Annotated in this window: 24 protein-coding genes; 15 read left to right on the top strand and 9 right to left on the bottom strand. The window is 70.1% G+C overall.

Annotated features, from left to right (window positions below; translation table 11 throughout):
- Positions 1-8 precede the first annotated feature (8 nt).
- The gene (locus tag OG226_RS05265; protein ID WP_328675493.1) at positions 9-1,499 is read right to left on the bottom strand and encodes an MDR family MFS transporter; all 1,491 of its coding nucleotides are present in this window, start codon (positions 1,497-1,499) and stop codon (positions 9-11) included.
- Between the two features lie 69 nt (positions 1,500-1,568).
- On the opposite strand from OG226_RS05265, the gene OG226_RS05260 reads away from it, so the two are divergent.
- Positions 1,569-2,219 carry a TetR/AcrR family transcriptional regulator gene (locus tag OG226_RS05260; protein ID WP_328675491.1) on the top strand — a complete coding sequence of 217 codons (651 nt, stop codon included), beginning with the start codon at positions 1,569-1,571 and terminating at the stop codon, positions 2,217-2,219.
- 60 nt (positions 2,220-2,279) lie between these two features.
- Here OG226_RS05260 and OG226_RS05255 read toward each other — a convergent pair whose 3' ends face one another.
- Positions 2,280-2,903 carry a PadR family transcriptional regulator gene (locus OG226_RS05255; RefSeq protein WP_328675488.1) on the bottom strand — a complete coding sequence of 208 codons (624 nt, stop codon included), beginning with the start codon at positions 2,901-2,903 and terminating at the stop codon, positions 2,280-2,282.
- A gap of 264 nt (positions 2,904-3,167) precedes the next feature.
- Here OG226_RS05255 and OG226_RS05250 point away from each other — a divergent pair, with 264 nt between their 5' ends.
- The 3 genes from OG226_RS05250 (at position 3,168) to OG226_RS05240 (ending at position 6,006) form a co-directional block, all read left to right on the top strand.
- A complete protein-coding gene (locus OG226_RS05250) occupies positions 3,168-3,734 on the top strand; it encodes a hypothetical protein (protein ID WP_328686228.1) in 567 nt (188 codons plus the stop codon).
- Positions 3,735-3,757: 23 nt separating this feature from the next.
- Positions 3,758-5,125: a carotenoid oxygenase family protein gene (locus OG226_RS05245; protein WP_329348105.1), complete on the top strand. Its 1,368-nt coding sequence runs from the start codon at positions 3,758-3,760 to the stop codon at positions 5,123-5,125.
- 125 nt (positions 5,126-5,250) lie between these two features.
- Positions 5,251-6,006 carry an RNA polymerase sigma factor gene (locus OG226_RS05240; protein WP_329348104.1) on the top strand — a complete coding sequence of 252 codons (756 nt, stop codon included), beginning with the start codon at positions 5,251-5,253 and terminating at the stop codon, positions 6,004-6,006.
- On the opposite strand, the gene OG226_RS05235 is transcribed toward OG226_RS05240, so the two are convergent.
- Positions 5,999-6,853 carry a chitosanase gene (locus OG226_RS05235; RefSeq protein WP_328675484.1) on the bottom strand — a complete coding sequence of 285 codons (855 nt, stop codon included), beginning with the start codon at positions 6,851-6,853 and terminating at the stop codon, positions 5,999-6,001. The two genes, OG226_RS05240 and OG226_RS05235, sit on opposite strands and share 8 nt — an antisense overlap.
- 160 nt (positions 6,854-7,013) lie before the next feature.
- Between OG226_RS05235 and OG226_RS05230 the strand changes: the two genes are divergently transcribed.
- Positions 7,014-7,619 carry an NUDIX domain-containing protein gene (locus tag OG226_RS05230; protein ID WP_329348103.1) on the top strand — a complete coding sequence of 202 codons (606 nt, stop codon included), beginning with the start codon at positions 7,014-7,016 and terminating at the stop codon, positions 7,617-7,619.
- Between the two features lie 14 nt (positions 7,620-7,633).
- Here the strand turns inward: OG226_RS05230 and OG226_RS05225 are convergent, their stop codons facing one another.
- Together OG226_RS05225 and OG226_RS05220 are read right to left on the bottom strand one after the other, a co-directional pair.
- Entirely contained in the window at positions 7,634-8,221 is a 588-nt protein-coding gene (locus OG226_RS05225; RefSeq protein ID WP_329348102.1) for an ester cyclase, read from the bottom strand.
- Between the two features lie 46 nt (positions 8,222-8,267).
- Positions 8,268-9,332, bottom strand: a complete 1,065-nt coding sequence (locus tag OG226_RS05220) for a medium chain dehydrogenase/reductase family protein (protein ID WP_329348101.1) — start codon at positions 9,330-9,332, stop codon at positions 8,268-8,270.
- Positions 9,333-9,483: 151 nt separating this feature from the next.
- Here OG226_RS05220 and OG226_RS05215 point away from each other — a divergent pair, with 151 nt between their 5' ends.
- The 4 genes from OG226_RS05215 to OG226_RS05200 all read left to right on the top strand — a co-directional run bounded on the left by OG226_RS05215 (position 9,484) and on the right by OG226_RS05200 (position 12,677).
- Positions 9,484-10,131 carry a TetR/AcrR family transcriptional regulator gene (locus OG226_RS05215; RefSeq protein WP_329348100.1) on the top strand — a complete coding sequence of 216 codons (648 nt, stop codon included), beginning with the start codon at positions 9,484-9,486 and terminating at the stop codon, positions 10,129-10,131.
- A gap of 113 nt (positions 10,132-10,244) precedes the next feature.
- Positions 10,245-10,799 (top strand): hypothetical protein, encoded by a 555-nt coding sequence (locus OG226_RS05210; protein ID WP_329348099.1) that lies wholly within the window; start codon positions 10,245-10,247, stop codon positions 10,797-10,799.
- A gap of 301 nt (positions 10,800-11,100) precedes the next feature.
- A complete protein-coding gene (locus tag OG226_RS05205; RefSeq protein ID WP_329348097.1) occupies positions 11,101-12,264 on the top strand; it encodes a DNA gyrase subunit B in 1,164 nt (387 codons plus the stop codon).
- A gap of 95 nt (positions 12,265-12,359) precedes the next feature.
- Positions 12,360-12,677, top strand: coding sequence for an Imm51 family immunity protein (locus tag OG226_RS05200; protein WP_329348095.1), 318 nt, complete (start codon positions 12,360-12,362; stop codon positions 12,675-12,677).
- A 30-nt stretch (positions 12,678-12,707) separates the two neighbouring features.
- On the opposite strand, the gene OG226_RS05195 is transcribed toward OG226_RS05200, so the two are convergent.
- Positions 12,708-13,829, bottom strand: a complete 1,122-nt coding sequence (locus OG226_RS05195) for an IS630 family transposase (protein ID WP_329348094.1) — start codon at positions 13,827-13,829, stop codon at positions 12,708-12,710.
- 197 nt (positions 13,830-14,026) lie between these two features.
- Positions 14,027-14,803, bottom strand: a complete 777-nt coding sequence (locus OG226_RS51515) for a phosphotransferase family protein (protein ID WP_443066864.1) — start codon at positions 14,801-14,803, stop codon at positions 14,027-14,029.
- A gap of 198 nt (positions 14,804-15,001) precedes the next feature.
- Between OG226_RS51515 and OG226_RS05185 the strand changes: the two genes are divergently transcribed.
- Positions 15,002-17,062, top strand: a complete 2,061-nt coding sequence (locus OG226_RS05185; RefSeq protein WP_329348092.1) for a GH92 family glycosyl hydrolase — start codon at positions 15,002-15,004, stop codon at positions 17,060-17,062.
- On the opposite strand, the gene OG226_RS05180 is transcribed toward OG226_RS05185, so the two are convergent.
- Positions 17,051-17,533, bottom strand: coding sequence for a winged helix-turn-helix transcriptional regulator (locus OG226_RS05180; RefSeq protein ID WP_328675470.1), 483 nt, complete (start codon positions 17,531-17,533; stop codon positions 17,051-17,053). The two genes, OG226_RS05185 and OG226_RS05180, sit on opposite strands and share 12 nt — an antisense overlap.
- Before the next feature lie 93 nt (positions 17,534-17,626).
- Here OG226_RS05180 and OG226_RS05175 point away from each other — a divergent pair, with 93 nt between their 5' ends.
- The 3 genes from OG226_RS05175 (at position 17,627) to OG226_RS05165 (ending at position 20,826) form a co-directional block, all read left to right on the top strand.
- On the top strand, positions 17,627-18,121 hold the full coding sequence (locus OG226_RS05175) for a PaaI family thioesterase (protein WP_329348090.1): 495 nt from the start codon (positions 17,627-17,629) through the stop codon (positions 18,119-18,121).
- A 194-nt stretch (positions 18,122-18,315) separates the two neighbouring features.
- Positions 18,316-19,131 carry a helix-turn-helix transcriptional regulator gene (locus OG226_RS05170; RefSeq protein WP_329348089.1) on the top strand — a complete coding sequence of 272 codons (816 nt, stop codon included), beginning with the start codon at positions 18,316-18,318 and terminating at the stop codon, positions 19,129-19,131.
- A gap of 468 nt (positions 19,132-19,599) precedes the next feature.
- Positions 19,600-20,826, top strand: a complete 1,227-nt coding sequence (locus OG226_RS05165) for a cysteine desulfurase-like protein (RefSeq protein WP_329348088.1) — start codon at positions 19,600-19,602, stop codon at positions 20,824-20,826.
- Positions 20,827-20,830: 4 nt separating this feature from the next.
- On the opposite strand, the gene OG226_RS05160 is transcribed toward OG226_RS05165, so the two are convergent.
- Positions 20,831-21,397 (bottom strand): O-methyltransferase, encoded by a 567-nt coding sequence (locus OG226_RS05160; protein ID WP_328675461.1) that lies wholly within the window; start codon positions 21,395-21,397, stop codon positions 20,831-20,833.
- A 356-nt stretch (positions 21,398-21,753) separates the two neighbouring features.
- On the opposite strand from OG226_RS05160, the gene OG226_RS05155 reads away from it, so the two are divergent.
- Complete coding sequence (locus OG226_RS05155; RefSeq protein WP_328675459.1) at positions 21,754-22,644, top strand: sugar phosphate isomerase/epimerase family protein; 891 nt, start codon at positions 21,754-21,756, stop codon at positions 22,642-22,644.
- 71 nt (positions 22,645-22,715) lie between these two features.
- Positions 22,716-23,564, top strand: a complete 849-nt coding sequence (locus OG226_RS05150) for a sugar phosphate isomerase/epimerase family protein (RefSeq protein ID WP_329348086.1) — start codon at positions 22,716-22,718, stop codon at positions 23,562-23,564.
- The last annotated feature ends 8 nt before the right edge of the window (positions 23,565-23,572 follow it).

The following is a 23,572-nucleotide window of genomic DNA, read 5'->3' as shown; positions in this document are numbered from 1 at the left end:
TGGCCCGGCTACTGTGCCGGGTCCGTGGCCTCAGCCGCAGGCTCGGGCAGGGCGTTCTTCCCCGACGGTTCCTCCGGTTCCGACCGATCCTCCGGTTCCGACGGAACGAAGAACGCGAGGACCAACGGCACCACACCCAGGCCGAAGATCCACCAGAACGTCCCCGAGAACGCGGCGAGTTGGTCGGCCGCCGTGGTCGCGCCGTCGAGCAGGCTCTGCAGGATCATGGCGACGACCGCGACCCCGAAGGGCGCGCCCACGCGTTGGACGACGCTGAACGCCGCGCTCCCTCGGGGAGTCTCGGCGTGGCTCAGGCCCGCGAGGGCGAGCGTCATGACCGGAAACGTGGTGGCGGCGAAGCCGAGCCCCTGAGCGAACTGCGCGGCCAGCAGCACCGCCGTACCGCCGTGCGCGTCCGCGAGGGCGAACGGCACGGTCCCGATCATGGTCAGCGCCGCGCCGCCGGCGATGACGAACCGGCTGTCGAACCGTGCCGCGACCGGGCGCACGGCCACGACGAAGAACATCGTGCCGAGTCCCTGCGTGATGAGCAGTACGCCCGTGTGCAGGACCGTCTCGCCGCGCACCTGCTGGTAGAAGAGGGGGAGCAGGAACGAGAGGGCGTACGTCGAGAATCCGCCCGCGAACGTGATGACGCTTCCCAGACCGAAGCCGCGCCGTGCGAACATGCGCACGTCGACGAGGGCGGGGCGGCGGGCGCGCAGCGAGTGGGCCGTGAAGGCGGCGAGCAGCGCGGTGCCGATGACGAGTGGCAGCCACGCGGTGACGGCGGTGAAGCCGTCCTCGCCGGATATCCCGCTGATGCCGTAGGCGACGGCGACGACGGCGGGCGTGAGCAGCAGGAAGCCGGGGACGTCGAGGCGGTGGCCGCGTTCACCGGCGGTCGCGGGCAGCAGGATCCGGCCGAGAACGAGCGCGGCGAGGCAGACCGGCACGTTCACGAGGAACAGCCAGTGCCAGCTCAGTGACTGGATGATGGCGCCGCCGAGCACCGATCCGAGGACCGGTCCGAGCAGGCCGGGCAGCGCGACGGCGGCCGTGGCCCGGTGGAGGCGTTCCGGTCCGGCCGCCCGCGTGACGATGGAGAGCGTGATCGGCATGACCATGCCGCCGCCGATTCCCTGCAGCACCCGAAAGGCGATGAGCGCGGGCAGCGAACCCGCCAGCCCGCACAGGAGCGAGCCGCCGAGAAAGGCGCCCACGGCGAACAACCAGGCGTTGCGCGCGCCGAACCGTTCGGACAGCCACCCGCTCACCGGGATCACCGACACGAAGGCCAGCAGATAGCCGGTCGCCACCCATTGCGTCCGGGCGACCGAGCTGTGGAACACCGCCTGCAGATGGTCGAGGGCGATGTTGACGATCGTCGTGTCCAGAAGGGTCGTGAACACACCGAGGGCGAGGACGAGGCTGATGAGGTTCAGTCGGCGATCAGGCACCGGTGTCGTGGCCTGCGAGGCCGTCACTGTCGGGGTCATGGCGCGGACACTACACCGTGCAGTGTAGTAAGTGCACCGGTCGGTGTAGGGTTTGCCCCGGAGGTGCGGATGAGCGCGGTGGGCACGGAGAAGACGGTGCGCGAGGGGTCCCTGGAGAAGCGGACGGCGATCCTCGCCGCCGCGCGCGAACTGTTCGTGCACCAGGGCGTGGACCGCGTCAGCATGGACGCCATCGCGGCCCGGGCGGCGGTCTCCAAGCGCACGGTGTACGACTACTTCGGCGACAAGCGGCGCCTCTTCCTGGCGATCCTCGCCGACGTGTCGCAGTCCATGACGGACACGGTGCGGCGCGCGCTCGACGAGCACCTTCCGGAGGATGCGCGGATCACGACCGTGCCCCAACTGGAGCATTCGCTCACGGAGTTGGCGATCGACCTCGGCACGTCGATCGTGGGCTCGGCCGACTACGCCGCCGGGTTCGCCCTTGTCGCCCAGGAGCGTCTGCGGACTCCGACGACCCGGGACGACATCGCGACGGGGGCGGTGGAGGAGGTGTTCGCGGAGCGGCTGGCCCACTTCGCCGACGCCGGGCTCCTGGACACGGACAACTCACGGCTGGCCGCCGACCACTTCTTCGCCCTGACCGTCCTGTTGGCCTACGACCGTCAACCGGTGCCGGCCAACCCCGACCCGGAAGGGGTCCGTCAGACCATGGTCGACGGGGTCCACGCGTTCATCCGGGCGTACGCCGTGCGGTAAGGATGCGCGAGGGCGTGAACTGCGGGCGTTCCTGAGTCACCGGGAAAGCCCTGCGATGCCTCAACGCCCCGGGCGCGCCTGGTCGTTGGCGTCGCCGGCGCTCCATGTGTCCGCGTCCGACGCGGCCGTCCCCTCGGTGGGGCCCGGGATGTCGGGACCCTTGGTGTGCGCCGTGCGCAGCTGCTCCGCCGCCCAATGGGCCCACTCCTGCTCCAACACCCGCTGCCGGATGCCGTGTTCGAGGACGAGCCGGCCGCATACGGTGAGCATGTCCTTGTCCCACTCCTCCGTGTCGCGCAGGGCGACCAGGGTGTCGTGCTCCTTGGCCGAGGCCTCCGCGTGGTCGAGGAGCCGCTGGACCGCTTCCTCGCGCGGCAGGAGTCCGAGGAAGAAGGTCTGCAGGAGCATCGGGTTGCGCAGCGGCCTGCTCTCCCGGTTCTCGGTCAGCCAGCGCTCCGTCTCCGCGTGCCCCTCGGGCGTGAGCGAGTACTGCTTGCGTCCCCGGGGGCCCTCCTCCGTGACCTTGATCAGGCCGGTCGCGTCCAGCTTGGTCAGCTCGCCGTAGATCTGGCTCTGCTTCGCGGGCCACACGTAACCGAGCGAGGTGTCGAACATCTTCAGGAGGTCGTAGCCGCTGCCGGGGCGGAAGACGAGGAGGCCCAGGAGGGCGTTGCGGAGGCTCATGCGGACCAGCCTAACGCCTGTCACTCCAATATTGACAGGTCGAAAACTACCCATGCGGATTCTGTGCCTCCGGGAGGGGGATCGCGTGGAGGCCGGGTGCAGCCGAAGGGGTTGGCGCAGGTGGGGCTCGTGTCGGCCGGTACGGGCGCCGGCGCGGCGGACTTTCGTTCAATATTCCACTCTTGACATGTTGATTGCGGAGCATCTAGCTTCCACCTGTCAAAGTTGGAACATCGAGTTGTGAGGAAGTAAAACGTGGGCATCATGGCCTATATGCGCGGGTTCTGCCCGTGGATCGCGGCGGGCTTCGTCTCCGCCGTGGACTGGCGCTGGGGCGCGGTGGCCGGCGTCGTCGTCGGCGCCCTGCTGCTTCTGCAGGACCGGCGCAGGGGGGTGGCGATGGACGCGATGGTGCTGGAGATCAGCACCATCATCTACTTCGTCATCATCGGGGCGATCGCCTTCAGCTCGCCCGACTCGTCGGTCCAGGACCACAGCGACGTCATCTCGTTCGTCTGGCTCGCCGGTACGGCCTGGGGCAGCATGGCGCTCCGCAGTCCCTTCACGCTCGGGATCGCCCGTCGGCAGACGCCCGAGGAGTACTGGAACACCCCGGGCTTCCTCGCCGTCAACAACGCCATCACGGCCGCCTGGGGATCCGGGTTCACGTTCATCGCCGTCGTCCTGGCCATCAGCGGCGCGACCGACGCCCCCGTCTGGGTCGGCATCGTCGCCCACGTCGTCGGCCTGGTCGCCCCCGCGGTCTTCACCTCGATCTATCCCAAGCGTGTCCAGGCCCGCCTCGAAGCCATGCAGGCAGCGTCGGCCTGACCAGCTAACCCAAGGACTTCCCCATGAGTACGGACAAGACCCCACCGCCTCCGCACCTGGCCGGCAACTTCGCCCCGGTCCCCGACGAGATCACCGTCACCGAACTCGCGGTCACCGGAGCCATACCGCCGGAACTCACCGGCTGGTACCTGCGCAACGGCCCCAACCCGCACGAGGCCACCTCGGCCCACTGGTTCACCGGCGACGGGATGGTGCACGGCGTCCGCCTCGACGCCGGCAAGGCCACCTCGTACCGCAACCGCTGGGTCCGCACCCCCACCCTCGAAACGGGCGCCCAGGTCTACGGCCGCGACGGCGGGATGAACCTCGCCGCGGGCGTCGCCAACACCCACGTCATCCGGCACGCGGGCCGCACCCTCGCCCTCGTCGAGACGTCCTTCCCGCAGGAGTTGAGCTGCGAGCCCGGCCGCGAACTCGACACCGTCGGCCCCTACGACTTCGACGGCCGCCTGCGCACCCCGATGACCGCCCACCCCAAGACCTGCCCGGTCACCGGCGAGCTGCACTTCTACGGGTACGGCGGGCTGTCGGCGCCCTACCTCACCTATCACCGTGCCGACGCCAGCGGCGAGTTGACCGTCAGCCGTCCGATCGACGTGCCGGCGCACACGATGATGCACGACTTCCACCTCACCAGGAACCACGTCGTCTTCATGGACCTGCCCGCCGTGTTCAGCATCGAGCGGGCCATGGATCCGAACAGCGGCATGCCGTACGTCTGGTCCGACACCTACGGAGCCAGGCTCGGCGTCCTGCGCAGGGACGACCCGTACGGCGACATCCGCTGGTTCGACATCGACCCCTGCTACGTCTTCCACACCCTCAACTCCTATGAGGAGAACGAGGCTCGGAGTCTCGTCCTGCTCGGCATGCGGTATCCGTCCCTGCGGGACGGCGTCACCGTGGCCACGGCGGCGCACCTGTGGCGGTGGACCATCGATCTCACCACCGGCGCGATCAGCGAGGAGCAACTGGACGACCATCCGGGGGAGTTCCCCCGCATCGACGACCGACTCGCGGGCCTGCCCGCCGGCTTCGGCCACGCCACCGCGGCACCCGTTCCGGAACTCCCGCAGTACGACCCGAACGAGTCGCGTGCGGCGATCCACCGGTACGACCTCCGCAAGTCGAGCGTCGCCAGCCACTACTTCGCTCCCGGACGCCTCCCGGGCGAGGCGGCCTTCGCGCCGGCCGACGATCGACCCGGCGGCCCCGGCTGGCTCATGACCTACGTCTACGACGCCGCGACCGACCGCAGCGACCTGGTCATCCTCGACGCCGACAACCTCACCCGGGAGCCGGTGGCCACCATCCACCTGCCCCGCCGGGTACCCGCCGGATTCCACGGCAGTTGGCTCGCGGACGCCTGACACATCGCACCCTGTCGAAGCCGTGAACGGTGAGCCGTCCTCCGGGCCCGAACGCCCGGGTTCGGAGGACGGCTCTCGTCAGGGTGCCCCGAACAGTCGTGACCAGGTGCCGAAAGGGACTCGTGATGGGGGACACCGAGGGGGCGGCACGCGCGCGGGACGCGCAGCTGACGCGTGCGGCCCAGTCGGGTGAAGTGGCCGCGCTGGGACCGCTGTTGGAACGGCACCGGGCCGGAATGCGCGCCGTGGCGGTGAGCGTCCTGGGGCCGGGCGCCGACGCCGACGACGTGATGCAGGACGCGGCGCTGACCGCGCTGCTGCGGATCGGGGACGTACGGGATCCGGAGGCGGTGGGCGCGTGGCTGCGGACGATCGTGCGCAACGCCGGTCGGCTGGTGCTGCGGGAGGCCGCCGTGGTCCGGCCGGTGGACGAACTGCCCCAGCAGTCAACGCACATGGGCCCCGAGCAGTGGCTGGAGCGGAACGCGCTGCGCGACTGGGTCTGGCAGGCACTGGAGGAACTCTCCCCGGTGCTGCGCGTGCCGTTGGTACTGCGTTACTTCGCCACCGGGGGCACCTCGTACGAACGGATCGCGGAGGTCTGCGGGATCCCGGTCGGCACGGTGCGCAGCCGCCTGAGCCGGGGCCGCACCAAGCTGGCGGCGGCCCTCGCCGCGACGGCGGACGCTCCGCACGGCGATGCCGCACAACGGCTCCGCGCCAGCCGGATCGAGGTCTACGAACTGCTGGCCGCCACAGGGCACGAGCGGCATCGACCGGTACAGATCATGGAGCGGCGCCAGGGCCTGGCCCCGCAGGCCCCGGCGCCGCTCCGTCCGCTCGCGCTACCGCTCAACGAGCCGACGGGACGCGTCAGTTGATGGTGTAGCTGTCTCCGTAGACCTTCCAGTTCAGCGGTGTGTTGAGGTCGAAGTTCCCGTTGCGGAGGAAGACCCGCTGCTCGGTGTCGACGCGGGTCGTGTCGCTGTGGGCCTCCTCCTGCTTCATGGCCCACACGCGCGCGTCGAGGAACGCGTTGAGGTACGTCGTCTCGTTGCCGCCCTGGGCCGGCGGCTTGGCCGAACGCAGGGCGCGGGCGCGGATGTTGCGGAAGCTGGTGGGGTCGTCGCCGTCGCCGTGCATGACGATGGCGTCGTAGTACGTGAACTGGCCCAGCACGCGCAGGCCGTCGGTCTTGCCCTGGCTGACGGCGGGGTTGAAGTACACGCGGTCGCGTTCGTCGTTCTGCGCCTGCTGGAACACCGTGTCCTGGGCCGCGGTGCGCCAGTCCTTGGGGAAGTTCGGGTCGAGTCCGGAGTGCGAGTCGGTGCCGTTGACGTTGCGGAGCGCGGGGAGGTACTTGGCGAGGACGTTGCCGGGCTTGCGGGTCGCGTAGAGCTGGACGAGGTCGAGCATGTCGCCGGTGCCGGAGCAGAAACCGATGATGCCGGCGGTGTAGCCGCGGCCGTCGCCTATGTCCTCGATGTACTTGTACTGCGCCTTCCAGTCGAGGGAGGAGTTCTCGGCGCTGGACACCAGCTTCATGGCGATCTCCTTCTTCGCCGAGTCGTCGAGGCCGATCGCCGCGGCGGCCGTGGGGGCTGCCGAGGCCTGCGGAGCGCGCAGCAGAGGTGCCGCGGCGAGCGACACGCCGATGAGCGCGAGGAGCGTCCGACGCGAGGGGCTCGTCGGCTCGGAGGGCGCAGCGTCGTGGATCGGGTGGACCACGGGGACTCCAAAGGGTGGTGGGGGGTGGGGAGTTGGTCGTACCGTCGAACTGATAGGAAAGTTAACTATCAGAGGTTCGGCATCGAAGGCACCCACCTGGAGCCAAGTTCGTAGCTATGAACGAGAGTCGCGTGTCTGTGCGAGGGCGATCCTTGACGGTTTGCCCACCCTTGTCGTGCCGGCCACCTCAGCGACGCTCCGCGGCCTCCGTGCGCGCAACGGCGAAGTCCGCTCCGTCGACGGCGTGCCGGACGAACTCCTCGCGGGCGCCTCGGCCGTCCGGTCGACGGTTTCGGGGGTCAACTCCCGATCCGCCCACTACCGTTGGGTCATGAGGGTTCGCCACAAGGCGCGTGCCGTGCTGCTCGACGACGGTCATCTGGTGTTCCTGAAACGCGGCTGGCCCGGTGGTGATCCGTACTGCACGACCGTCGGCGGGAGCGTCGAGCCCGAGGACGCGGACCTCGAAGCGGCGCTGCGACGCGAGGTGATGGAGGAGATCGGGGCCACGATCGGTCCGGCCACCGAGTTCCTGACCCTGACCGAACCGCGCGGGACGAGCACCGTCGTCCAGCACTACTTCCTCGCCAACCTGCTGGACATGGACCTGGACCGCCGGCACGGTCCCGAACTCGACGCCCCCGACACGGGCGACTTCGAACCGGTCAGGGTCGCGCTCAGTCGTCCGGCCGTGGCGGCCCTGAACCTCCAGCCGGCCGAACTGGCCGACTATGTTCTCGCGCATGTCGAGGCGTGGGATGCCTGACAGCTGCCCGGTGGTCACAACGCCTTGAGCTGGGTGAGGAGTTGGAGGGTGTCGGTGTTGACCCAGTACTCCACGAACCTGCCGTCCCGCATCCGGAGTGTGTCGGTGCCGGTGAACGTGACCACGGTCCCGGGCTCGGCCTTGGCGCCGGGGAAGCCGCCGGCGTAGGTGCCGGTGGCCGTCCACCGTACGGACGCGTGGTGGCCGTCGATCAGCGGAGCGACCTGCTCGGTGAACCGGAGGCCCGGGAAGGCCGCGCGGGTCTGCGTGATCCATGCGACCAGCCCGTCGGCGCCTCGGATCGAGCTGCCGTCGCCGCCGTCGAGGAGCGCGGCGTGGACGCGGAAGGCGGGGGAGATGATGCCCGGCGCCCGCTCGTAGTCGCCGTTCCAGAGCCGGAGCCAGTCGTCGAGCATCGCCTTCGGCCGCCGCGCCCCCTCGTGGTGGCTCTGGACGGTCGTGATCGTCGCCGCGGTGGTCTTCGGTGAGCTGTCTGACGCGGTGGCGGTCGTGGCCGTACAGGCCAGGACGGCGAGTGCTGCCGGGACGAGCAGCCGGGCACGGTGACGTCGGGGTGTGCGGGCGGGCGGAACGGTGGTCACGGCAGGTCCTTCCGAGCGGGGTGGGGGAGAGAGGGGGAGGCGCACGTCACGGGGTCAGGACGACCTTGCCGGCGACCGTGCCGGACTCGGCCAGCCGCAGGGCGTCCGAGACGCGGGCGAGCGGGAGTCGGGCGGCGATCTGCGCGTTGACCTCACCGCGCTCAAGGGCCGCGAACACCTGGGTCAGGTCGGCACTCAGCTGGGCGCGGAACTTGTTCTTGCTCAGGGCGCGCCCGGCCCAGACGTTGAAGAAGTAGGCGTGGCGGCCGTTCGGCAGCGCGTTCCACACCCATACCCGGCCCAGGATCTTGAGCACGGGCAGCTGCTTCGAGCCCTCGTCGTCACGGGTGGAGGCGCTGCCGTAGGAGACGAGCGTGCCGCCGGGGGCGAGGAGGCGCCAGGACCGGACGACGCTGGGGCCGCCGACGTGGTCGAAGACGGCGTCCACACCGCGCGGGGAGAGCTCGCGGACGCGGGCCGCCAGGTCCGGGGTGCGGTAGTCGATGGGCTCGACACCCTGCTCGCGCAGCGCGTCGTGGTGGCGCGGGGACGCCGTGCCGATCACGTTCACCCCCGCGGCGTGGGCGAGTTGGACCAGGACGGAGCCGACGCCGCCGTTCGCGCCGTGCACCAGGATCGTCTGGCCGGCGCGGACGCGGGCCTTGCGGTGCAGCATCTGCCAGGCCGTGATGCCGTTGACGACCACGGTCTCGGCCTCGGCCGCGTCGATCCCCTCGGGCACCGGCACCACGTCGGCCGCGTCGACCAGCACGTGGCTGGCCCAGCCGCCGACCTTGACCAGCGCGGCCACTCGGATGCCGGCCAGGCCCGGCTCGACGCCCGCGCCGGTGCTCTGGACGGTGCCGACCAGGTCGTAGCCGGGAACGAACGGGAACGGGGGCTGGTCGTAGTACTTGCCGCGGCGCATCTGCTGCTCGGCGAAGGAGATCCCGGTCGCCTCCATCCGGATCACGACCTGGCCGGGGCCCGCGACGGGAACGGCCCCGTACCGGACCTCCAGGCCATCCGGCTCCACCTTGCCCGGCAGGACGACCTCGACGAGTGCGTCGGTGGTGTTGTCCACGTGGTTCGTGTTGTCCGTGCTGTTCATGGTGACCTCCACTGCGATCCGCCGAGAGCTAGGTGCTTTCGTGTTCGTTATAAGTTGTAACTCACGCGAGAAGGGGTCGTCAATAGCGATCGTGATAGCTTCTAACTGAAGCGTGAACATGTAGTCGAGTGGGAGTGGAAGGCGGCCGGTCATGGCGGAAACGGGCACGAAGACCCCACGCGAGCGCTATCGCGACCAGGTGCGCGCGGAGGTCAAGGAGCACGCGCGGGAACAGATCGCCACGGCGGGCGCCTCCGCGCTCTCCCTCAACGCCATCGCCAAGCGCATGGGCATGAGCGGACCCGCCCTCTACCGGTACTTCGCCAGCCGCGACGACCTGATCACCGAACTCATCCGGGACGCCTACCGCAGCCTCGCCGACACCTGCCGCGCGGCCGCCGCCTCCGGCGCCGACCTGCCCGGCCTCGCCCACGCCCTGCGTGGCTGGGCCCTCGACGACCCCCAGCGCTACTTCCTCATCTACGGCACACCCGTCCCCGGCTATCACGCGCCCGACGACATCACCGGCATCGCGTCCGAGATCATGGCGACCCTGCTGGACGCGAGCACGGAACTGCCCGCGGACGGTCCCGAGACACCGTTCGAGGTCGACCTGAGAGCTCACCGCCACTGGGCCGGCGACCACCCCGCCCCACCCGCGGCCCTCCACCGCGCCCTGACCCTCTGGAGCCGCCTGCACGGCGTCCTGTCCCTGGAACTCGCGGGCCACTTCACGGGCATGGGGTTCGACCCGGAGCTGTTCTTCGACTCGGAACTGGCCGCCCTGACGGCGCCGTAGACACAGCGATGGGCCGACGGTCGCGGTCCCGTACACATCCGGGTCGCCGGTTGGCCGGGCGCCGGTGGGGTATTTCCGCCGTGCGACGGTGAAGGCGGGTCGAAGGCGGACTGATGTCCATTCCGGTTGGCGGGGCGGGGGCTGAGGGCGCGGTGTCGAGGATGAGCCAGGAGGCACGTGCTGCGGCCCTGCGTGCCGCCGGGGAGGCCGGGCTCGGTGAGCTGAAGGCCGTCTACGACCGCTCACGGTTCGGCACGTGGCTGCTCGCGGTGTCGGGCTGCGGTTTCGTGGCCCTCCTGATGCCCGTCGTCGTGATCGACACCGTCGACGACGGCGTGTCCGGCAAGACGTATGCGGGGGCCGTCTTCTGCCTGGTGGTGCTCGTCGGTATGTTGCTCGCCGCCCGCGTCGTGTGGCGGAACTCCGAGGGCGGCATCGTCCACTTCGAGGGCGGCATGGTCGAGACGGACGGCGCGGGCAGCGAAACGGTCTGCGCCTGGCGCGACGTCACCGAGGTCCGGCGAGTGTCCAGGAACCCGATCATTCCCACCATGTACGCCATCACCGCCGGGGGACGCCGAGTCACGGTGGGCCGTGACGAGTTCTCCCGCTGCCGACCCCTCCTCAAGGACATCGCGAAGCTGGCGGCCCCGGCACCGAGCGACTGAACGTCATTCGAGTCGTGTCCACTCGTATCCACGTCCTCGTTCACCGCATCCGACCCGCCTCCCCGACTGGCGTGCCACACAACGGAATTGAGGCCCCCAGGGGTGCCCGAAACGGGGCCGTGCGCGGCTTCGGCGACCCCCCGGACGCGTTCAGGGTGCGGTGCGCGACGGCTGCGCCGCCCGCATCCCGGCACGCCTTCGCCCGCCCGTCTGCGACCTCGGAGAAACAGCTCTGACCTGGTGTTTTCGTTGATTTCGCCTACGCTGAGGTGATCAACCGAACGTCAGGGGAGGGGTCTTCGTGAGTACGGAAGGCATGGAGTACGACGCTGCTCACATCGAGGTGCTGGACGGCCGGGAAGCCGTTCGGAAGCGGCCCGGGATGTACGTCGGCTCGACCGGTGAACGCGGCCTGTACAACCTCGTTTCGGACGTCGTCGACCGGGCCGTGGGAGAGGTCCTGGCGGGCCGCGCCGGCTCCGTCGACGTCACGCTCACGTCCGACGGCGGTGTGCGGGTCGCCGACGACGGGGCGGGGAGCGAAGGGGCCGACGCCCCTGACCTCGCAGCACAGTTGACCAGTCTGCACGTGGAGTCCGGCCCCATCGGCAGGCGCACCGCGGTCATTGTGCCGTTTGGGTTGCGGCTCTTCGTCGCCAACGTCCTGTCGAGTCGGCTGACGGTCGAGGTGCGGGGCGAGGGGATCCGGTGGGGCAAGGAGTACGTGCGCGGTGTCGAGGCCGAACAGCCTGACACCGTAGGGTCGTTGACCGGTGACCTGGGTTCGGCGAGCGGAAGCGGGACGACCATCTCCTTCTGGCCCGACACGGAGATCTTCGAGACGACATGCTGCTCGTTCCCCGTGCTGGCGGAGCGGTTCCGTCAACTGGCGTTCCTCAACCGGGGTCTGGTCATCTCGCTGACCGACGAGCGCCCGGCGGACGGGGTTCGGAGGGTGCAGTTCCAATTCCCGGACGGAGTGCGGGACTTCGTGGCCGCCCTCGACGCGGAAGCGGGCGCGTGCCCCCGTGCGGACGTCTTCGCCTTCGAGCAGGAGGACGCGAGAATGGCGGGCACGATGGAGGTGGCCCTGCTGTGGGGATACTCCCACGGCGCGCGGATACGCGGCTTCGCCAACAGCCTGGCCACTCACGAGGGCGGCACGCACCTGGACGGCTTCCGTGACGGAGTGGTGGCGGCGGTCACCGAGTTCGCACGGGAACGGGGGCTGTCGGCCGCGTCCGACCTCGATGCCCGAGCCGACCTGATCGTCGAGGACCTCACGGCGGTCGTCTCGGTGAAGCTCGACCAACCCGAATACCTTGGCGCCACCCGCACGTTGCTGGGCAACACCGCTGTGCGGGTCTGCGTCGCGGAGGCCGTCCAGGAGCACCTCGGCAACTGGTTCGCGGAGCGGCCGGAGCGTGGCGAGAGGGTCATCGACCGAGTCGTTCGGGCCAGCTAGTGCTGTGCCCGGAAAGGTTCACCGGGGTCGGGAGCGCATGAGCCTCTGGAGGGAGTGGACGGCCCGTGTGGGACAGGCGTGAGAGGATCGCGGCCGTGACCATCAAGCTTCATGACTTCGACGGCGAACACTCGCTGACGTTGGATGTCGGCGACCTGGCTGCTGATGCCGCAGTGGTCGATGCAGAACACGAGCCGAACGGATACTTCTGGGAAGGTCTCGTGCGGTTTGCCTGGCCAGACATCGCCGAGCGCCTCGACTTCGACAGCGAGGCCGGCATGTTTTGCGCGGTCGGGAGTCCGAGCGACCTCGCGCTTCTCAAGACGGCCGTTGAATCAGTCATCACGAGCCCCGAGGCAGTCCGCGACATCATCGCCCGGGCGGAGACTTCGGGCTTCGAGTTCGACGATTAGAGATCCAACCGGATAGCAACACCAGTTGGGTCAGGATGCTGTGCTGAGTGGGCGTCCGCCCCAGCGGATGCCCTTCTCACTGCGGATCCGGGCACGCTCCTTGCGCTGGGCGGCCAGCACGTCGGGGTGTCGGGCGTTCTTGTTGCGCCAGCGCAGGTAGGCGTGCAAAGCCCGGGTCTGGGTGGTGTGGTTGCGGTGGTTGGAGTTGGCGACGGTGAACTGCCGCAGTGGTCCGAAGTGGGCCTCGATCGGGTTGGCCCAGGATGCGTAGGTGGGCGTGAAGCACAGCTCGACCCGGTTCCTCCTGGCCCAGCGCCGGATCGTCTCGCCCTTGTGCGCGGACAGGTTGTCCAAGATGACGTAGATCGGGGCGCCGTCGAGGCGGGCCGCGCGGATCGACCTCAGCGCGGCCAGGGTGTTCGCGGCGCCCTTCTTTCGGCGGTTGACGCCCCACAGGGTGTCGTCGCCGATCGAATAACAGCCGTGGAAGTAGCGGACGCCGTGGGTGCGGTGGTAGGTCGCGGGGTGCCGCTCGGGGTGGCCGGCAGGGGCCCAGCCGGAACCGCCGGTGGGGCGGATGCCGAGCGGGCCGAACTCGTCGAACGCGAACACCCGGTCCGGGAACCGCTCCAGGACGTGCTCGATCCGGTCGAGCTTGGTGTCCCGCTCGGGGTCGGGTGATTCCTTCCAGGTCTTGGTGCGCTGGAAAGTGATGCCACGGCGGGCGAGCAGGCACCGTAACGCCTCGCGGCCGATCCTGATCACCCGACCGTGCACGCGTCGCAGGTGGGCGGCAAGTTTGCGGACGGACCAGCGGGTGAAGGGCTGGCCGAGCTTGGTCGGGCGGGTGGTGGCCGTCGCGACGACGAAGTCCTCGTCGTCAGGCTTGAGCAGGCGGGGACGGCCTCCCGCCCACTGAGGGTCCAGGCAGGCCAGGCCGATCTCGTTGAACCGGTGGATCACATCCCGGACGGTGTCCTCATCGGCCTGCACCAGCTGGGCAATCACCGGGACCCGGTTCCCGCCGGCCGAGGCCAGCAGCATCATCGCGCGCCGGTAGCGCACCGAACTGGTGCTGCCCCGGCGCACGATCTGCTGCAGCTTCTGCCCCTCCTGGTCGGTCAACCTGCGCACACGGACAGGCTCAGCCACCACACCCCCAGCGATCGGACGAACGGATGTCACCGGACATCCAACCGCCGCGACCACCAACCCGGCGAACCTTCCCGGTCAGAGCACTAGCGAGACCGAACAGCGGTGGGCGGTGTCAGGGCCGAGCTGAAACAGACGGTCCATCGGAAACGGTTCAGGTGACGGATGTCGAAGCCAACCCCGACCTCTGCGCCCGCTCAGCCCAGCGTGTCCAGCGGAGCGGCGACGTAGGCATCCAGCCGTTCCTCCACGGCCCGCGTCGTCAGCTCGGCCCGCCCTGCCCTGCGCCACGGCCGCGCCACCGACTCCGCGCCGGCCGCGAACGCCAGCGCGTCCAGCAACCTCCAGTACAACCGTTCGCCCGCGGTCTCGGCCAGCACTCCACCGGCCTCTTCGTACGCCTCGGCGAACCGAAGACCCCAGGCCGGCCCGTGGAGCAGTGCCAAGTTGCTGGAGCAGTGCGCCACATCGAGATCCGCCGGTCCCCAGGAGGTCTGTGCCCAGTCGACGACCCCCCTGATGCGGGGGCCTGCCGTGCTTGAGGGTGTCGCGTCGAACAGCACATTGCCGGGTTGGAAGTCCCGGTGCAGGAAACGCCCTTCATGCCCGCGGCGGCGGTGGGCGCGGTCCAGGTGACCGCGCCGTCGGTCCGGGACCGCCCGACGAAACCGTCCGAGCCGGTGGCGCACACGACTTGGTGAGCCGTGGCACCGCAGACCTTCACCCCGTCCGAGCCGGAGAGGTCCCTGGTCCAGGCACGCCACGAGTCCTGTCCGCCGCCGGAGCTCTGCGTCACGGCGGAGGCCGACGCGGAGGCGGGCGGGGACGCGGTCGTCGTATGCCCCGTCCCGTCGGACTGCGCACTCCCGGAGCCCGAACACCCGACCGCCGTCATCCCGAACAGCGCCGCACCCAGCACCCCACGCACCAGCCGAACCTGTCGCAGCAACCGCCCCCGTCGTCCAGGGCCCCATGTTCACAGACGTTCCGCCGTCCGCACCACGCCGTTTCCGCACCTCCTCGGTGACGGCGACAGGCTGCGGAGTGATGACCCGACCGGCTGGTCCTCGCGGCCGGACGGTGTGGCGGCACGGCAGGTGGGGCCGGGTTGGGGACACTCGCGGTCCGGCGCCGCGCGGGCGGCGGGTTCCCTGTCTGGCTGGAGAAACGTGGTGCGACTTCCCCTGCTTCGGGCCGCCCTGGCGGCCTCGGTGCTCGTGGCGTCCGGAGCGGCCGCCGCCGCCCCGGTCCGGGCCGACGGGACGTCCCGGCCCCGGGCCGTCGACGATCTCGCGCGGTACGTGAACCCGTTCGTCGGCACCGCCCCCGGCGGCCCCGACTTCGGCCACGGAGGCGGCGCGGGCAACACGTTCCCGGGCGCCACGGCACCCCTCGGCGGGATGCAGTGGAGCCCCGACACGGTGACGTACCAGCACGGCGGCTACTCCTACGGCGACAACCGCATCCGCGGCTTCAGTCTCGCGCACATCTCCGGAGCGGGCTGCGCCGCCTACGGCAACGTCCCCTTCATGCCGACGCAGGACGCCGCACCGCCGGCGTACGCCACGTTCTCGCACGCCAACGAGCAGGCGGCGCCCGGCAGTTACCACGTCACCTTCGACAACGGCATCGGCACCGACCTGACCACCACCCAGCGTTCGGGTATCGCCCGTTTCACCTACCCGGCGAACGACACCCGTCCCGCCGCCGTGAGCATCGACGCGGCCAAGGCGTTCACCGCGGCCACCGGATCCGTCGACATCGGGACCGACACGCTCTCCGGCTACAGCGACAGCGGCGCCTTCTGCAAGGCCAAGAACCGCTACCGGCTCTACTTCCACGCCACCTTCGACCAGCCCTTCGCCCAGACCTCCCACCCGGACGGCAAAGCGGGCGCGGCCATGGTCACCTTCGCCCCCGGCGTGCGCACGGTGACCGCCCGGGTCGGCGTCTCGTTCGTCGACGTCGAAGGGGCCCGCCGCAACGCGCTCACCGAGCAGGATGCGCGGTCGTACGACACGATCCGGCAGGCCGTGCGCGACGACTGGAACGGGTGGCTGAACCGGATCACCGTCGGCGGCGGTACGGACGCCCAGCGCCGGGTGTTCTACACCGCCCTCTACCACGCCCTCCTGCACCCCAGCGTCTTCAGCGACACCGACGGCCGGTACACCGGTATGGACGGCGTCGTCCACCGCACCGTCGCCGGACACGTCCAGTACGCGAACTTCTCCGGCTGGGACGTCTACCGCTGCCAGATCCAGCTGCTGGCGCTGCTCGCCCCGCGCGAGGCCTCCGACATCGCGCAGTCCGTCCTCAACCAGGGCCTCCAGGCTGGGTACTTCGACCGCTGGACCCTCGCGAACGGCGGCAGCGGCGTCATGGTCGGCGACCCGCTGCCCGCCATCGCGTCCGCGATCCACGCCTTCGGCGGCACCGACTTCGACGCCGCCACCCTGCTGCGTACGGCCCTCGTGGACCGCCAGGACAACCGTCAGCGCCCCGGACACGCGCAGTACGACTCCCTCGGATACGTCCCCGCCGGCACCAAGGGCGTCTGGGGCTCGGTGTCCACCACCCTCGAATACGCCGTCGCGGACTACGCGCTCGCCCAACTCGCCCACCGGCTCGGCGACTCGACGGCGTACGACACCCTGCTGCGGGCCTCCGGGAACTGGCGCAACCTCTTCAACCCCGCCACCGGCTACCTCCAGCCCCGCGCCGCCGACGGCACCTGGCCCGCCTTCACCCCGGCCCAGAAGACGGAGTACGTGGAGGGCAACGCGGCCCAGTACGCGTGGATGGTCCCCCAGGACCTGCCCGGCCTGTTCGCGGCGATGGGCGGCGAGGCCGCTGTCACGGCCCGCCTCGACACCTTCTTCAGCAGCCTGAACGCGGGTGCCGATCAGCCCTACGCCTACCTCGGCAACGAGCCCTCGTTCGGGACCCCTTGGGCCTACACCTACGTCGGCCACGCCGACCGCGCCGGGGCCGTCACCCACCGCGCCCTGTCCACGCTGTTCACCGACGCCCCCGGCGGACTCGTCGGCAACGACGACCTCGGCGCCATGTCGTCCTGGGCGGTGTGGGCGAGCCTCGGCCTGTACCCCGAGGTCCCCGGCACCGACCAACTCCTGCGCAGCGCCCCGCTGTTCACCACCGCCACCGTCCACCGCGGCAACGGCACCTCGCTCACGGTCGGCGCCGGATCGCGCAGGAACTCACTCCGCTAGCGGAGTTCGTACGGGTCGGGCCGCCGGTCCGGGAGCGGCCGTGACCTCGGTCGGCCGCAACGCGCCGTGCGGCCCGTCGCACTCCACCACCACGCGGACCGGCGCGCCGCACTCGGTGTGCCGTACGTCGAGAACCGGCCCCTCGGGGTCGGCGGCGTACGTCTCGCCCCACTGCCGCAGGGCCATGAGGATCGGCCACAGGTCGCGGCCCTTGCTCGTCAGCCGGTACTCGTGCCGGGTCCGGCTCCCCGCCTGCTGATAGGGCACGGTCGTCAGGATCCCGGCCGCCACCAGTTTGCGGAGCCGGTCGGCGAGCACCGCGTCCGAGAGTCCGAGATGGCGCCGGAAGTCGTCGAAACGCCGGACCCTGATGAACGCGTCCCGCAGGATCAGCAGGGTCCACTTCTCGCCGACGAGATCGAGCGTGCTCTGGACCGGGCAGTTCTCCGTGCTCACGTCGAGCCATTCCATGCCGCCAGCCTAGCCACCTGGCTCTGTCATTGACAGTCAGCTACGAGGAGATCTAGCTTCTTTTTGGGAAGCCAGCCTGGGAGGTAGCGCGGTATGGGACGGTCACGCACGTACGAGTGGGAGGACCCGGGGGTCTCGGCAGCCGCCGTAGGACAGTCCACGGGTCTGGAGTTCCTGCGGGAACTGATCGGCGGGCGGCTGCCCGCGCCGCCCATCGGGGCCACCCTGAACTTCACACTCGACGAGGTGGAGCACGGGCACGCGGTGTTCTCACTGATACCGGGGGAGGAGCACTACAACCCCATCGGCAGCGTGCACGGCGGGGTCTACGCCACGTTGCTCGACTCGGCGGCCGGCTGCGCGGTGCAGTCCACGTTGCCGCAGGGCATGGGGTACACGTCGCTCGATCTGACCGTGAAGTTCCTGCGCCCGGTCACCGCCGACACCGGGCGGATCCGCGCCGTAGGGACGGTGCTGAACGGTGGGCGGCGTACCGCGCTCGCCCAGGCCGAACTGTTCGACGGGAAGGACCGGTTGCTCGCCCACGCCACGAGCAGCTGCCTGCTGTTTCCCGTGCCGGGTCCTTGACCCGGGACGGCCGAAATCCGCCTGTCCCCCGCGCAGGCGGATCCGTACCGTCAACTCCCTTGATCCATACGGTCGCAGGCGCTGCCGGAACGCTGTGAATTCTGCCGGGTGCGATGGTCGTGGTGGTATGGGGAGAAGTACGTACGCGCGTCCATGCGTACGTGGACGTGACACACGCGGGATCGTGAGGGCGTATGACGGGCGGGCCGGCTGGGGCGTACGAACGCATGCTGGCGGTCGCGGTGGCGGCTCTGCACGAACGGGAACCCGAGCGGTTGTGGCCGATGGTCGCCGCGGCGCTGCCGGGGCTGTGCGGTGGCGAGGCGCTGATCTACAAGCTCGGTGAGTGGACGGACCGGAGCGGGGCGATGGGGCTCTCGCCGGGTGCGGCGGCGCATCTTGGGGGGATCGGCGGCGTCGACGGCATCGGGGGCGACGCGATGGCGGTGTTGCGGCGGGGGTATCCGTTCGCGGACCACTACGCGGTGGCCGGTGCCACCCGTCGGCCAGGGACCGCGCGCCGGATGGCCGGCAGGGGATGGGCTCGCAGTCGGACGGCGGGCACGATCAGTCGGTTGATGGATGCCGACCACGTGCTGGCGATACCCCTGCCTGGCACGGCCACCCCGGTCACTGGTTGCCTCGTGTACCGCGCGGGCGGGGACTTCACCGAGGACCAGGTGCGGGCCGCCGAGCAGTTGCAGCCCCTGCTGGCCGGGGTGGAGCAGCAGCGCCAACTTCTTGAGCGTTGGCGCGCGGAGATGGCTCCGCGGGAGGCGCGGGAGGAGGTGTCGGCGGAGTCTCGGCTTACGCCCCGCCAGGTCACTGTTCTGCTGCTGCTCGCCGATGCGCTCACGGCTTCGGCGATTGCTCATCGGCTGGGGATCTCCGTGCGTACGGTGCACAAGCATGTCGAGGGGCTGTATCGGAAGCTGGGGACGCGGGATCGGGTGAGTACGGTGTTGCGGGCGCAGGAGATCGGGTTGCTGCCTCGGCGGGTGGGGCGTTGAGGGGCTGGGCCGGTGTTTCGACAAGTGCTCTCAACCGGGTTTTTCGGGGAGGGAGTTATCGGCGTCGGGGGCTTTGGGTCGTCTTGTGGGTGCGGGTCGGTGGGGGCTGGTCGCGCAGTTCCCCGCGCCCCTGGAAGACCGGGCTTCGCCGGTCTTCTGGGGAGGGTTCGCGTGGTGGGGCGCCGCGCCCTTGGAAGATTGGGCTTCGCCGGTCTTCTGGCGACGGTTCGCGTGGTGGGGCGCCGCGCCCTTGGAAGATTGGGCTTCGCCGGTCTTCTGGGACCGTTCGCGTGGCGGAGCCGCATATCGGCGCTGCCCCGGGCCTCCGAAGACCTAGCTGCGCTGGTTCGCGAGGGGTGCGCTCGCGCGGTGGAAGGGGACTGCCCCTAACTCCGTCGATGTCCGATGATCGTCGTGCATACCCGGGGCCCCGAGGCCCGTACACGGCATCGACAGGAGCTCACTTCCGTGGCCTACGACATCACTGCCCTGCGTGCTCTGTTCCCCGCCCTGAGCGGGGGACCTGCCCACTTCGACGGTCCCGGGGGTACGCAGACGCCGCGGCCGGTCATCGAGGCCATTGCGGAGGCGCTGGCGAACCCGCTTTCGAACCGAGGTCAGGTGACCGCGGGGGAGCGCAACGCCGACGCGATCGTCACCGGGGCGCGCGAGGCCATGGCCGATCTGCTGGGGGCGGAGGCCTCGGGGATCGTCTTCGGGCGTAGTGCCACCCAGCTCACCTACGACTTCTCCCGCACCCTTGCCGCGAGCTGGTCGCCCGGAGACGAGGTCGTCGTCACCCGGCTCGACCACGACGCCAACATCCGGCCCTGGATCCAGGCCGCCGAGCGGGTCGGCGCCGTTGTTCGCTGGGCGGACTTCGATCCCGCGACCGGCGAACTCACCCTGGACCACCTCCGCGCCGTTCTGTCCGAGCGCACCCGGCTGGTCGCCGTCACCGCCGCCTCCAACCTGATCGGCACCCGGCCCGCGATCGCCGAGATGTCGCGGCTCGCCCACGAGGTGGGCGCCCTGGTTCATGTCGACGGCGTTCACTACACCGCGCACGCCCGGGTCGACATCGGCGAACTCGGCGCCGACTTCTTCGTGTGCTCGCCGTACAAGTTCCTCGGCCCGCACCACGGCGTCCTCGCCGCCCGGCCCGAACTGCTGGAAACCCTGCGGCCGGACAAGCTCCTGCCGTCCTCGAACGCGGTTCCGGAACGCTTCGAACTCGGCACTCTGCCCTACGAGTTGCTTGCCGGGACGAGTACCGCGGTTGACGTCCTCGCCCGTCTCGACACGGGCGCCGCCGGCAGTCGTCGTGAGCGGCTCACAGGGAGCCTCGCCGCGCTCCATCAGCACGAGGAGACTCTGCGTACGCGTATCGATCAGGGGCTTGCCGCGCTGGACGGGATCACCGTCCACTCGAAGGCGGCCGACCGGACGCCGACTGTGCTCCTGACCCTGGACGAAGCCTTCGGTGCGCAGGGCACGCAGGACGCCTCCCGTTTCCTGGCGGAACGTGGCGTGTACGCGCCCTCCGGCTCCTTCTACGCCATCGAGGCCTCCCGGCGGCTCGGTCTCGGCGACTCCGGTGGCCTGCGTATCGGGCTCGCGCCCTATACCAGCGTCGAGGACGTCGACCGGCTCCTCACCGGACTCGCGCTGTTCCTGGAGCAGCCGCCCCGGTGAGGCGTCAGCGGCGGCGGGCGGCAACGACCGCTGAACTGGCCGGTGTTGTGAGTACTTCGGTGGCGTCGAGCGCTGGATGGGTCAGGTAGAACAGGCGTAGCTCGTCCACTTCGTCGCCGAACCGTGGCGGCCAGTGGGGCGACGGGGTGAAGTCGTCCAGGACGAGGATGCCTCCGGGGGCGAGCAGCGAGACGACTCGCTCGGGGTCGTCGCGCTTGCCCCCGCCGTCGCAGAAGAAGACGTCGAAGGGGGCGTGCCGCTCCAGCAGCCGCCAGTCCCCGGTGAGGACGTCGACGCGATCGTCGTCCGCGAAGAGACCGGCCGCGCGGCGGGCCGATTCCTCGTCTCGTTCTACTGTGATCAGACGGGCATCGGTGCCGAGTCCGCTGTGCAGCCAGGCCGTGCCCACACCCGAACCGGTGCCGCTCTCCGCGACGACTCCGTGGGGTTTCGAGGCCGTGGCCACCTTGAGCAGTCTGCCCACCTCGGGGATGCAGCTCAGCTCGAAGCCCAGCTCCGAGGCGATGCGCTCAGCGGCCACCACCCGAGACGGAACCCCGCGATCTGTCATGAGCCCGCACCCCTTTCGCCGTGAACGGTCGGCAATCCCGGGCGAATGTACCGTCGGCGGCACGGATGATGGAAAAAAGATGTATGCGATGACGGGTTAATGATGGATTCCACCCCTTCAATGTTGCCCCGTACCCGGTCTAGCGTTGCGCCCGTGTGAACGGCCTGGCCGTCGGCTGATCGGTACCGCTTCAGCCTTGGTGGTCTCTTGAGGTTGAGGGAGAAGGCGATGGCGCCTGTGGAACTGCTCGCCGTACGCCGATGGCACGAAGCGTCGGCGGCGGAGAGACGGACCCCGGACGTCACGTCGCCGGCCGCGGTCGCCCACCCCCACCGGAAGCTCGGAAAGGCCACAGCATGACCACGTCCCCCCTGAACAGGATCGCCGGCGCTCCCATCTCCTGGGGTGTGTGCGAAGTACCCGGCTGGGGCTACCAGTTGACGCCCGAGCGGGTACTGAACGAGATGCGTGAAGTCGGCCTGGCCGCCACCGAGTTCGGCCCCGAGGGCTTCCTGCCCAGCGCACCGGACGCCATGGCCCGCACGCTCGCCGACCACGACCTGCACGCCGTCGGCGGCTTCACCCCGCTGCTGCTGCACGTGCCCGGACACGACCCGCTGCCCGAGGCCGAACAGCTCCTTCAGGGCTACGACGCCTCGAAGGCGGAGGTGCTCGTCCTGTCGGCAGTCACCGGCCAGGACGGCTACGACTCGCGGCCCGAACTCGACGCCGACGGCTGGAAGTTGCTGCTGTCCAACCTCGACCGGCTGGCCTCGCTGGCCGCCGAACGCGGTGTCCGCGCCGTCCTGCACCCGCACGTCGGCACGATGATCGAGAACGGCGACGAGGTCCGGCGCGTCCTGGAGCACTCGGCGATCTCGCTCTGCCTCGACACCGGCCACCTGCTCATCGGCGGCACCGACCCGGCCGAACTCACCCGCCAGGCGCCCGAGCGCATCGCCCACACGCACATGAAGGACGTGGACGCCTCCCTCGCCGCCAAGGTCCAGGACGGACAGCTCAGTTACACCGACGCCGTACGCAAGGGCATGTACCGCCCGCTCGGCGCGGGCGACGTGGATGTCGAGGCGATCGTCACCCACCTCAGCGCCCGCGGCTACGACGGCTGGTACGTCCTCGAACAGGACACCATCCTCACCGAGGAGCCCACGACGAAGGGCCCGGTCGAGGACGTGTGGGCCAGCGCCGAGCACCTGCGTTCGGTGCTGCGCGGCGTCGCGCAGTAGTAGTCGTATACGGGCCTGGTGCCTGATGGCTGACGGTTTGGCGCGGTACTTGAGGAATCCGGGGATCAGAAGTGACCGCTGACGCGTTCCTGGCCACTTGTTGGACCACGGCAGGGGACGCCGCTCCCGACCGGAAGGACCAGCGCAGTCCGCTCGACCTGCGGGAACGGGTGGAGGCGGCACGGGACGCCGGATTCACCGCCTTCGGGCTGTTGTACGCGGACCTGGTGGAGGCCGAGCGCGCGTACGGGATCGCCGGGATCCGGTCCCTCTTCGAGGACAACGGGATCCGCCACGTCGAGCTGGAGCTGCTGACCGACTGGTGGGCCGACGGACCCCGGCGGGCCGCGTCGGACACCCTCCGCGCCGGAATGCTGCGGGCCGTCGAGGCGCTCGGCGCCCGTACCTTCAAGATCGGCCCCGACGCGGCGGACGAACCCTGGCAACTCGACGTCTGGGCCGAGGAGTTCGCCGTGCTGGCGGCCCAGGCCGACGGGGTGGGCGCCCGGCTCGGGGTCGAGCCGCTGCCCTGGTCCAACCTCAGGACCGTGCACGACGGACTACGGCTCGTCGAGGCCGCCGGCCACCCGGCGGGCGGTCTCATCATCGACGCCTGGCACGTCGAGCGTGCCCACACCCCACCGGCCGACCTGGCGGACGTCCCCGGGTCACGGATCGTGGGCGTGGAGCTCAACGACGCCGACCGTGACGTCGTCGGCACGCTCTTCGAGGACACCGTGCATCGCCGACGCCTGTGCGGAGAGGGCTCGTTCGACCTGCCGGGGATCATCGCCGCGCTGCGCACGGCAGGTTTCCGCGGCCCCTGGGGTGTGGAGATCCTGTCCGACGCACATCGTGCGCTGCCGGTGCGGGACGCCGCTGCCGCGGCGTACCGAAGTGCCACCGCACTCGTGAGGTAGAGCTGTCC

This window comes from Streptomyces sp. NBC_01261, assembly GCF_036226385.1.
In the GTDB taxonomy this organism is placed as follows: domain Bacteria; phylum Actinomycetota; class Actinomycetes; order Streptomycetales; family Streptomycetaceae; genus Streptomyces.
This window is presented reverse-complemented; position numbering and strand designations above follow the sequence as displayed.

What these genes read in the sequence shown, in the direction of transcription:
- OG226_RS05155 (WP_328675459.1), top strand. Translation starts at nt 21,754, where the DNA reads ATGACCACGTCCCCCCTGAACAGGATCGCCGGCGCTCCCATCTCCTGG.
- OG226_RS05260 (WP_328675491.1), top strand. Translation starts at nt 1,569, where the DNA reads ATGAGCGCGGTGGGCACGGAGAAGACGGTGCGCGAGGGGTCCCTGGAG.
- OG226_RS05245 (WP_329348105.1), top strand. Translation starts at nt 3,758, where the DNA reads ATGAGTACGGACAAGACCCCACCGCCTCCGCACCTGGCCGGCAACTTC.
- OG226_RS05250 (WP_328686228.1), top strand. Translation starts at nt 3,168, where the DNA reads ATGGCCTATATGCGCGGGTTCTGCCCGTGGATCGCGGCGGGCTTCGTC.
- OG226_RS05170 (WP_329348089.1), top strand. Translation starts at nt 18,316, where the DNA reads ATGACGGGCGGGCCGGCTGGGGCGTACGAACGCATGCTGGCGGTCGCG.
- OG226_RS05265 (WP_328675493.1), bottom strand. Translation starts at nt 1,499, where the DNA reads ATGACCCCGACAGTGACGGCCTCGCAGGCCACGACACCGGTGCCTGAT.
- OG226_RS05175 (WP_329348090.1), top strand. Translation starts at nt 17,627, where the DNA reads ATGGGACGGTCACGCACGTACGAGTGGGAGGACCCGGGGGTCTCGGCA.
- OG226_RS05220 (WP_329348101.1), bottom strand. Translation starts at nt 9,332, where the DNA reads ATGAACAGCACGGACAACACGAACCACGTGGACAACACCACCGACGCA.
- OG226_RS05210 (WP_329348099.1), top strand. Translation starts at nt 10,245, where the DNA reads ATGTCCATTCCGGTTGGCGGGGCGGGGGCTGAGGGCGCGGTGTCGAGG.
- OG226_RS51515 (WP_443066864.1), bottom strand. Translation starts at nt 14,803, where the DNA reads ATGGGGCCCTGGACGACGGGGGCGGTTGCTGCGACAGGTTCGGCTGGT.
- OG226_RS05180 (WP_328675470.1), bottom strand. Translation starts at nt 17,533, where the DNA reads ATGGAATGGCTCGACGTGAGCACGGAGAACTGCCCGGTCCAGAGCACG.
- OG226_RS05215 (WP_329348100.1), top strand. Translation starts at nt 9,484, where the DNA reads ATGGCGGAAACGGGCACGAAGACCCCACGCGAGCGCTATCGCGACCAG.
- OG226_RS05160 (WP_328675461.1), bottom strand. Translation starts at nt 21,397, where the DNA reads ATGACAGATCGCGGGGTTCCGTCTCGGGTGGTGGCCGCTGAGCGCATC.
- OG226_RS05255 (WP_328675488.1), bottom strand. Translation starts at nt 2,903, where the DNA reads ATGAGCCTCCGCAACGCCCTCCTGGGCCTCCTCGTCTTCCGCCCCGGC.
- OG226_RS05240 (WP_329348104.1), top strand. Translation starts at nt 5,251, where the DNA reads ATGGGGGACACCGAGGGGGCGGCACGCGCGCGGGACGCGCAGCTGACG.